The organism is Thermoflexus sp. (assembly GCF_042408365.1).
Taxonomy (GTDB): Bacteria; Chloroflexota; Anaerolineae; order Thermoflexales; family Thermoflexaceae; genus Thermoflexus.
This window is the reverse complement of sequence record NZ_JBHOQJ010000272.1, coordinates 1-7,042: the sequence shown is the minus strand read 5'-3', so window position 1 is coordinate 7,042 and position 7,042 is coordinate 1. Positions and strand designations below refer to the sequence as shown.

Genomic DNA, 7,042 nt, shown 5'->3' with positions numbered 1-7,042 from the left:
CGCCAAAGGCGCCCCGCTCCGCCCCCAAACCGAGGTGGATCCTTTCACCGTTCTGTGACACATCGTCATCTATTTCATCCCGATGGGCTCCATCGATGACCGGTCCCTTCCCGCTTCCTCGACCGGGTGCTCGTCGACCGGTGGTCGCCCACCGTTCCGCCGCAGCGCCGATCTCCACCGGCGTCCCTTCCCGCGGAACGCGCGGTAGGGCTTTTTGGGGGGCCATGTGATCCTTCGGATCGCGTGGGGTGCCCTTTCCGGGCGGCCCACCCATCGATCCGCCAATGCGGCGCGGCCTTTGGCCACCGGTCCTTCCCATCGGCTTGGTTCTCGCTGAATGGGAGAGAACCGACGGACTGTAACAGATGACAACAAAGACAGCAGCAGCTGTCAACCCCTCTCGCGGGCTCCGAACGGCGGAACTTCTGCTGAAAAAGGGGGGAGCGGCGTGAAGCCCTCCGCTCCCCCCTTGGGCTCGAGCGCCCAGCGGCGGCTCAACGGCCCAGGATGCGGCCGATGAGGGCGATCAACAGCGGCCAGAGGACATAGTCGGTGTCCGAGGCCCAGCTGAAGAAGTCCCCGATGGCGAAACCCATCACGGGCCACATCAGGGCCTGGCCGACCCCCATCAGAACCCCGGCGACCACGCCGCCGAGGATGGCACCTGGGATCCCCCAGTATTTATTCCCGTAGACGCCCGCTGTAGCCCCATGGAACCAGACGGACATCGTGGGGGCGAAGATGAAGAAGGGATAGCGAACTCCAGCGAAGATCAGGGAAACCACGACCATGGTGAGCATCCCGATCAGGCCCCCATAGGCCATCGACACCTGGCCGTAAGGGAAGAAGAGGGGGCAATCGAGGGCCGGGATGGCGCCCGGCACGATCCGCTCGGCGATCCCCTTGAAGGAGGGGATGAGCTCGGCGATGATCATCCGGACGCCCATGATCAGGATGGCGAAGCCAGCGGCGAAGTTCAGCGCCTGCAGCAGAACCCAGATGATGGGATGCTTACCGGCCTTGGTCGCCGCCTCGGTCACGAAGCTGACGTTCGCGGCGGCCATGATAATGTAGACGATCAAGAAGGTGGCGGCCATCAGCAGCATGGGCTCCCGCAGCCATTCCAGGGCGCGGGGGAAGTAGATGGCCTCCATATCGCCCACCCGCCGCTTCCCCCCACCGGAGAAGAGCCGCGCCAGCCAGGCGGTTGTTAGAACCGTCAGTGACGAGGAATGGCCCAGGACGAACCCGCTCCCCTCATTCACGAAGAGATCGAAGCGATGGGTGTACCACGGCTGGATCGTCTGGTAGAGGCCGGTGAAGATGCTGGCCACAACAACCAGGGCCGCTCCCTCCAACCCTAAGAGGTAGCGGAAGGCGGAGACGAAGATGACGGCGTTCCAGAAGATCAGGTGGCCAGTCAGGTAGATGTATTTGAACCCCCAGTTGGAGAAAAGGCGGGTGAGGATCACGTTGATGAGGAAGGCGAAGAGCATCACCAGGCCGATTTGGATCCCAAGTTCGCTGATGATCTTCTGGGTTCCGATCTCGATCTGAGCGGGTGGCAGGCCGAGCGTCTTGCCGGCCAGCTCTCCCAGCGGGAGCAAGGCCTGGACCATCAGGTTGACGCCGGCCAGGAGGATGAGCAGGCCGATGGCCGTCTTAAGGGTTCCGGAGATCGTTCGCTCGATTCGTTCCCGGAGCAGGAGGAAGCCGAGCAGGGCGATCAGGCCCAGGAAGAGGGATGGCTCCTGCATGAACTTCTGAATGAAACTTAAGATTTCGCGTAGGAGCTCCATGGCGACCTCCTATAACCAGTTCTTGAGATAACGGTCGGATCGCTTTTCTTCCCCTCTCCCCACACCGCGAAGCGGTATAGAAAGGGGGGAGAACACTCTTTGGAGGATGGGGCAATGCGCCAAGACAGATTGCCCCCAAGAGCCCCTTGAAGAAGCAGTCATCCGGCGATCATTCGCTTAAACGTCCGGCGGCTGTGCGCTCGAGCAGCGTTTTGAGATGTCCATGGGCCTGGTCGGCGCTCTCGCATTGCCTGAGAGCCTGAACCAGCTCGTCCGCGTGAGCCAGGAGCTCCGCCAGCTGGCGCAGGAACTCGATATGGGCGGACCGATCGGGCGTGGCGAAGGCGATGAGAAGATAGACCGGATCGTTGTGGGAGCCGAAATGGACTCCCTCCTGGACGATCACCAGGGATAGGCCGAAGGCGTGGGCGCCATCCTCCGGGCGGGCGTGAGGGATCGCCACGCCAGGGGCGATGGCGATGTAAGGGCCCAGCTCCTCACACGTCCGGATCATCCGCTCCACATAGGAGGGGACGACCAGGCCATCCGCAGCGAGGAGCTCCCCACTGATCCGAACCGCCTCCTGCCAGGAGCCCGTCCGTTTCAGGATCCGGATGCGCCCATTCAATGCTTCCAGAAAGCCCAAAGGAACTCACCCTCCGAGACGCTGAACAGCGGCCAGCAGCTTCTCCTGGATCTCGGCCTTATTGCCATAGTTAGAGATGGAGACGATCTCCCGAGCTTTCGCCCGCCGGCTGAACATCTCTGCCAGATCCGGCCCGGTGACGATGATGTCGGCGTTCATCGTAGGGGCGAGGGTCGCATCGGCGGTCTCCACCACCGCCGGGATGCCTGCCTTTTTCAAAATCTCCTCTACCGTCATCTTTAGGTAGAGGGCGGTGCCGGTTCCCAGGCCGCAAGCGGCCACCACGCGGATCGGTTGCTTCTGGTTCAAAGCCTGCCTCCTTCACGGTAAGGATTGCTATGGCAGACCGAGCGATGAAGTGCTATGTTGGAGGAGCCTCGATGCTCAGGGCGCGAGCCGGGTTATGGATCAGGAGATCCTGGATGGCCTCCTCGGGCACACCTTCCGAACGGAGCCATGGGATAAAGCGCCACAGGATATAGGTCAGCCCAGGGCCGCCCCCGGTTCGATAGCTGGGCCAGTAAGACTTGCGGGCCATGTCCCCGCCCAGCAAGATCTGCTTCCCATAACCCTCTTGGATCAGCCGCTTGATGAACTCAACGCGGGTTCGATCTGGCGCGTATTTCTCCTTGCTGATCTGATCGTAGCTGAGATAGACGCCGGCCCGGGCCAACGCCAGGTGATACTCCCAATCCATACGGCGATCCACGTGCCCGATGATGATCTTCCCCGGATCCACCCCCTCGGATTTCAGGAGGGCGACCTGTTCCAGGCCCATCGTGCCCGCTTCGGTATGGGTGGAGATCGGCGCTCCGGTATGGCGGTGGGCGATGGCAGCTGCCCGGAAGACTTTCTCCTCATTAGGGGTGATCCGGTTCAAGCTGCTGCCGGCCTTGATCACGCCGGCCCGGATACCAGTTCCATCGATCCCCTCGAGGATCTCGCGGAGAAATCGATCCGCCAGCTCCTGCACGGACCGATCCTGGACCCATGGGGCACAAAAAGCTTCTTTATGGTGACCGGTGGCGGCGATCAAATGAACGCCCGTGGCCAGGGAGATCCGATACAAGGCCTGGACATCGCGGCCGTAATCCATCGGGCTCATCTCCACCAGAGCCCGGCCACCAGCCTCCCGGAACCAGAGCAATTCCTGCAAGGCCGCGGTCTCGCTATCTAGGACCAGGTCGGGGTCTTCCACCGGTGGGCGGCAAAACACATGCTCATGCGCATAGCAAGCCCCCAGGGTCTCCGGCGGAATATCGCCACGAACCGTGCGGATGACGGCCACAGCTTCCTCCTTAAACGTTACAAGCGTGGTTTTCCCTTCGCCTGCTGAACGAGGGCGCGGGCTTCCTGCACCACGCGGACCAGATCCTCGAGCCGTCGCTCCTCGATCAATGGATGATCGACCAACCAGGTCCCCCCGCAAGCGATCACGTTCGGCAAACGGATGTAATCCATCAGGTTACGCGGATTGATCCCTCCCGTTGGGATGAAACGGACGTGGGGGAAAACGGGGGCCAAAGCCCTTAAGGTCTTCACCCCGCCCATCGCCTCCGCGGGGAAAAATTTCAGCAAGCGCAGCCCATATCGCAGGGCGCTCATGACCTCTGAGGGGGTCGCCACGCCGGGGATGAAAGGGATCCCGGCGGATTGACACTGGATCGCCAGTTGGCTGTCGAAGCCGGGGGAGACGATGAACTGAGCCCCTGCCTGGATGGCCTGCTCCACTTGAGGAGGATTGAGGATCGTCCCTGCCCCGACCAACATATCCGGGCAGGTCTGGTGCAGAGCGCGGATCGCCTCCGGCGCGGCCGCAGTGCGGAAAGCGACCTCAATCAAAGGAACCCCCGCTTTCCGCAGCGCATCCGAGACAAAAAGCGCCTCGTCCGGCGTTTCAACCACCGCCATCGGGACTAGGCCAGTCCGCTGAAGGGCCTGTATGATCTGGAGGGTGGGGCCCTCTTCGTTTGAGCAAGCATTCTCCATCGGATCTACGTGGAGATCCCGCATAAGGTCTCCCCCAGCTCGGATCAGGCGGTCGCCACGCTGTTCCGGCGATAGGTCTCCTCATAGATTTTGAGCGCCTCCGAAGCGGCCACTTTATCGGTGATGAGGATATCGATCAGGCCGCTCCGCAGGGCGGCGTGGATTGCCTTCGCTTTCGGGGCCCCTCCGGCGACAGCGAACACGCAGGGGATCCGATGGATGTCCTCCAAAGTAAGGCCGACGGTCCTTCGATCAAAGGGGGTAGGGACGGGCCGGCCGTTCAGATCCAGATAGCGAGCGCAAATGTAACCAACCGCACCCCCCATCCGCAGATCGTTCAACTCTTTATCCGAGAGGTATCCGGAGCGCTTTAGAGAGGAGACCTCGGCTTCCGTCGTCCCGATTCCCACTAACAGCAAATCGGCCTTTCGAGCGAGATCCAGGACCTCTTTGATCTTTCGCTCCTGTAGCAGCTGCTGACAGGTTTCCTCGTTCTCCACAATCAGCGGCGCTGGGAGATAATAGCCCCGGGCGCCTAGCGCTTCGGCCAACCTTTGAACGATGGCCGGGCTGTCACAGGGCTGGCTCCCGCCCAGAGCCCCCAGGCACTGCACAACGCGAAGCTGAGGATAAGCCCGGGCGGGAAGGGCCTGGATCAGCTCCCACAGGGTGGCTCCCCAGGTGACTGCTATAGTCATTCCATCTCGGAGATGGGAGATCAGCTCTAGAGCGGCCAGCTTTCCCAACCGGCTTAACAGTTCCGGATAGGGCAGATTCTCCACATCCAATACTCGAGCTGCTCGCAACCCGAACTCCGCAACCAGTCGATCCTCCAGATCCTTTGCCGTCCGCACAGGCCAGTTAATGGAAATCTGAACGATCTTCTTCTGTTTCGCCTCGCTGAGAAGACGCGAGATCATTGAACGGCTCAACCCCAGGGTCTTCGCAATCTGGAGTTGATTCCAGTTCTGCTCATAATAAAGGCCAGCTACATAAGCGAGCAGCTCTTCTCGCGTTTGGAAATGCCTGAGCGACTTAGACGGTTTCCGGGGCATGTCTCACCGGATGAGAACAAATGTGAGAAATTGTCAATTTTGTCCGATTCGATTGTATTGGAGATATGAGGCGCTGTCAAGCGGGAAGGGTCTCTGAGCTGTGCGCACCTGATCCGTCCTTCCGAAACCGAATCTGGATGAAGCACGAGGGCACACACGGTTATGTGTCCAATCTTGTAGAATTTGGGTATGATTCATGGAGCAAGGGTTGTCGGATGGGCACCTCGCTCAAACTGTCTGAAAGAGGATGAGCGTGGAATCGCTGGAGGCGCGCTGGCGCCGGCTGCGAGGCAGTCGCTCCCATCGAACGGAACCTCAGGAACTGCAGGGGGCCGGGATTCGCCTGTGGGAGGAATCGTTGCCGTTGTTCACATGGCATGGGGATCTCCCGCTGGAGGCTTGGCGGACGGCCCCGCGGGGAGCTGTGGCGACTCTTGCAGGCCATCCGGATTGGTTGGACATCCTGCCGGATGGTGTGCTCTTCCTGGATACGGAGACGACTGGGCTGGTAGGGGGTGCGGGGACGTTGATTTTCCTCATCGGCTTCGCCCGGATGGAGGGCGAGGCCCTGATCTTCCGCCAGCTTTTCCTCGCGGATCCGGCGGCCGAGCGGACTTTCTGGCAGGCCTTCCTCGCCCTTACCCGCGGCGTCCAGGGGCTGGTGACGTTCAATGGGCGTGGTTTTGATCTTCCCCTAATCGAAATGCGTCTCGCCATGCACCGGCTTCGTTGGCCCGGCTTGGATGTTCCCCACTGGGATTTATTGCCGACCGCCCGTCGCCTCTGGCGCCGGCGCCTTCCTTCGCGGGCGTTGACCGCTCTGGAGGAGGCGGTGTTAGGGTTGGAGCGCTCCCCGGACGACGTGCCAGGTTATGAAATCCCCTCCCGTTATTGGGCATACCTGCAGACCCGGGATCTGGATGCGTTGGAAGGGGTGTTTACGCACAACCGTCAGGATGTGCTCTCTATGGTGACCCTGGCCGCCCGGTTGGCCCATCTGTTCGAAGCCCCGGAAATGGACCCCGCGGTTCGGGGCTGGGATTGGGTGCAGTTGGGCCGATGGTATCAAGAAAGCGGCCGCTGGGACGCAGCGGAACGAGCGTTCCGGCGAGCGCTGGAGGAGGGGATCGGGGATCTGGAGCTGCGCCGAGCGGCGTGGCATGCCCTGGGAACCCTGTTGCGTCGGATGGGGCGTCTGGAGGAGGCCGCGCAGGTCTGGCGAGCGTGGGCGCTGGAGCTCCCGGACGAGGTGCTGCCGGCGGCCCGGCTCGCCCGCTACTACGAGCGCACCCGGCGGGATCCTTTCGAGGCCCATCGGTGGACGCAGATCGCCCTGGAGCGGATCGAGCTTCAGGCGGAGCCGGAGCGCTGGGGGAGCCTTCGGGAGAGCTTAATGCGGCGCATTGCCCGCCTGGGAAACCCCCTGTGGGCCGAGCAAGGGGGAGCCTTTGCTTCCTGAGGTCACGGGCGCTGTGGACGAATGGGGCTTCGAAGGGTGGCAAAGCCTCTTCTCTTGATCACAGGGACTGGGAGGGGAGCTGGGCGCGCCCAGC

At 61.9% G+C, this 7,042-nt stretch carries 8 protein-coding genes; 1 reads left to right on the top strand and 7 read right to left on the bottom strand.

Features of this window, described 5'->3' with window-relative positions; all coding sequences use genetic code 11:
• The 7 genes from ACFMO5_RS12375 to ACFMO5_RS12345 form a co-directional block, all read right to left on the bottom strand.
• Nucleotides 1–226 (bottom strand): hypothetical protein (locus ACFMO5_RS12375; RefSeq protein WP_376793063.1); only part of this gene is annotated, 226 nt, incomplete at its 3' end.
• 268 nt (nucleotides 227–494) lie between these two features.
• Nucleotides 495–1,799: a PTS transporter subunit IIC gene (locus ACFMO5_RS12370; RefSeq protein ID WP_376793062.1), complete on the bottom strand. Its 1,305-nt coding sequence runs from the start codon at nucleotides 1,797–1,799 to the stop codon at nucleotides 495–497.
• A 169-nt stretch (nucleotides 1,800–1,968) separates the two neighbouring features.
• Entirely contained in the window at nucleotides 1,969–2,445 is a 477-nt protein-coding gene (locus ACFMO5_RS12365; RefSeq protein WP_376793061.1) for a PTS sugar transporter subunit IIA, read from the bottom strand.
• Nucleotides 2,446–2,451: 6 nt separating this feature from the next.
• The gene (locus tag ACFMO5_RS12360) at nucleotides 2,452–2,754 is read right to left on the bottom strand and encodes a PTS sugar transporter subunit IIB (RefSeq protein ID WP_376793060.1); all 303 of its coding nucleotides are present in this window, start codon (nucleotides 2,752–2,754) and stop codon (nucleotides 2,452–2,454) included.
• Nucleotides 2,755–2,806: 52 nt separating this feature from the next.
• The gene (locus tag ACFMO5_RS12355; RefSeq protein ID WP_376793059.1) at nucleotides 2,807–3,733 is read right to left on the bottom strand and encodes a phosphotriesterase; all 927 of its coding nucleotides are present in this window, start codon (nucleotides 3,731–3,733) and stop codon (nucleotides 2,807–2,809) included.
• Nucleotides 3,734–3,750: 17 nt separating this feature from the next.
• The gene (locus ACFMO5_RS12350) at nucleotides 3,751–4,458 is read right to left on the bottom strand and encodes a bifunctional 4-hydroxy-2-oxoglutarate aldolase/2-dehydro-3-deoxy-phosphogluconate aldolase (RefSeq protein WP_376793058.1); all 708 of its coding nucleotides are present in this window, start codon (nucleotides 4,456–4,458) and stop codon (nucleotides 3,751–3,753) included.
• A gap of 20 nt (nucleotides 4,459–4,478) precedes the next feature.
• The gene (locus ACFMO5_RS12345) at nucleotides 4,479–5,354 is read right to left on the bottom strand and encodes a sugar-binding transcriptional regulator (protein ID WP_376793057.1); all 876 of its coding nucleotides are present in this window, start codon (nucleotides 5,352–5,354) and stop codon (nucleotides 4,479–4,481) included.
• Between the two features lie 382 nt (nucleotides 5,355–5,736).
• On the opposite strand from ACFMO5_RS12345, the gene ACFMO5_RS12340 reads away from it, so the two are divergent.
• Nucleotides 5,737–6,948 (top strand): ribonuclease H-like domain-containing protein, encoded by a 1,212-nt coding sequence (locus tag ACFMO5_RS12340; protein ID WP_376793056.1) that lies wholly within the window; start codon nucleotides 5,737–5,739, stop codon nucleotides 6,946–6,948.
• Nucleotides 6,949–7,042: the final 94 nt, after the last annotated feature.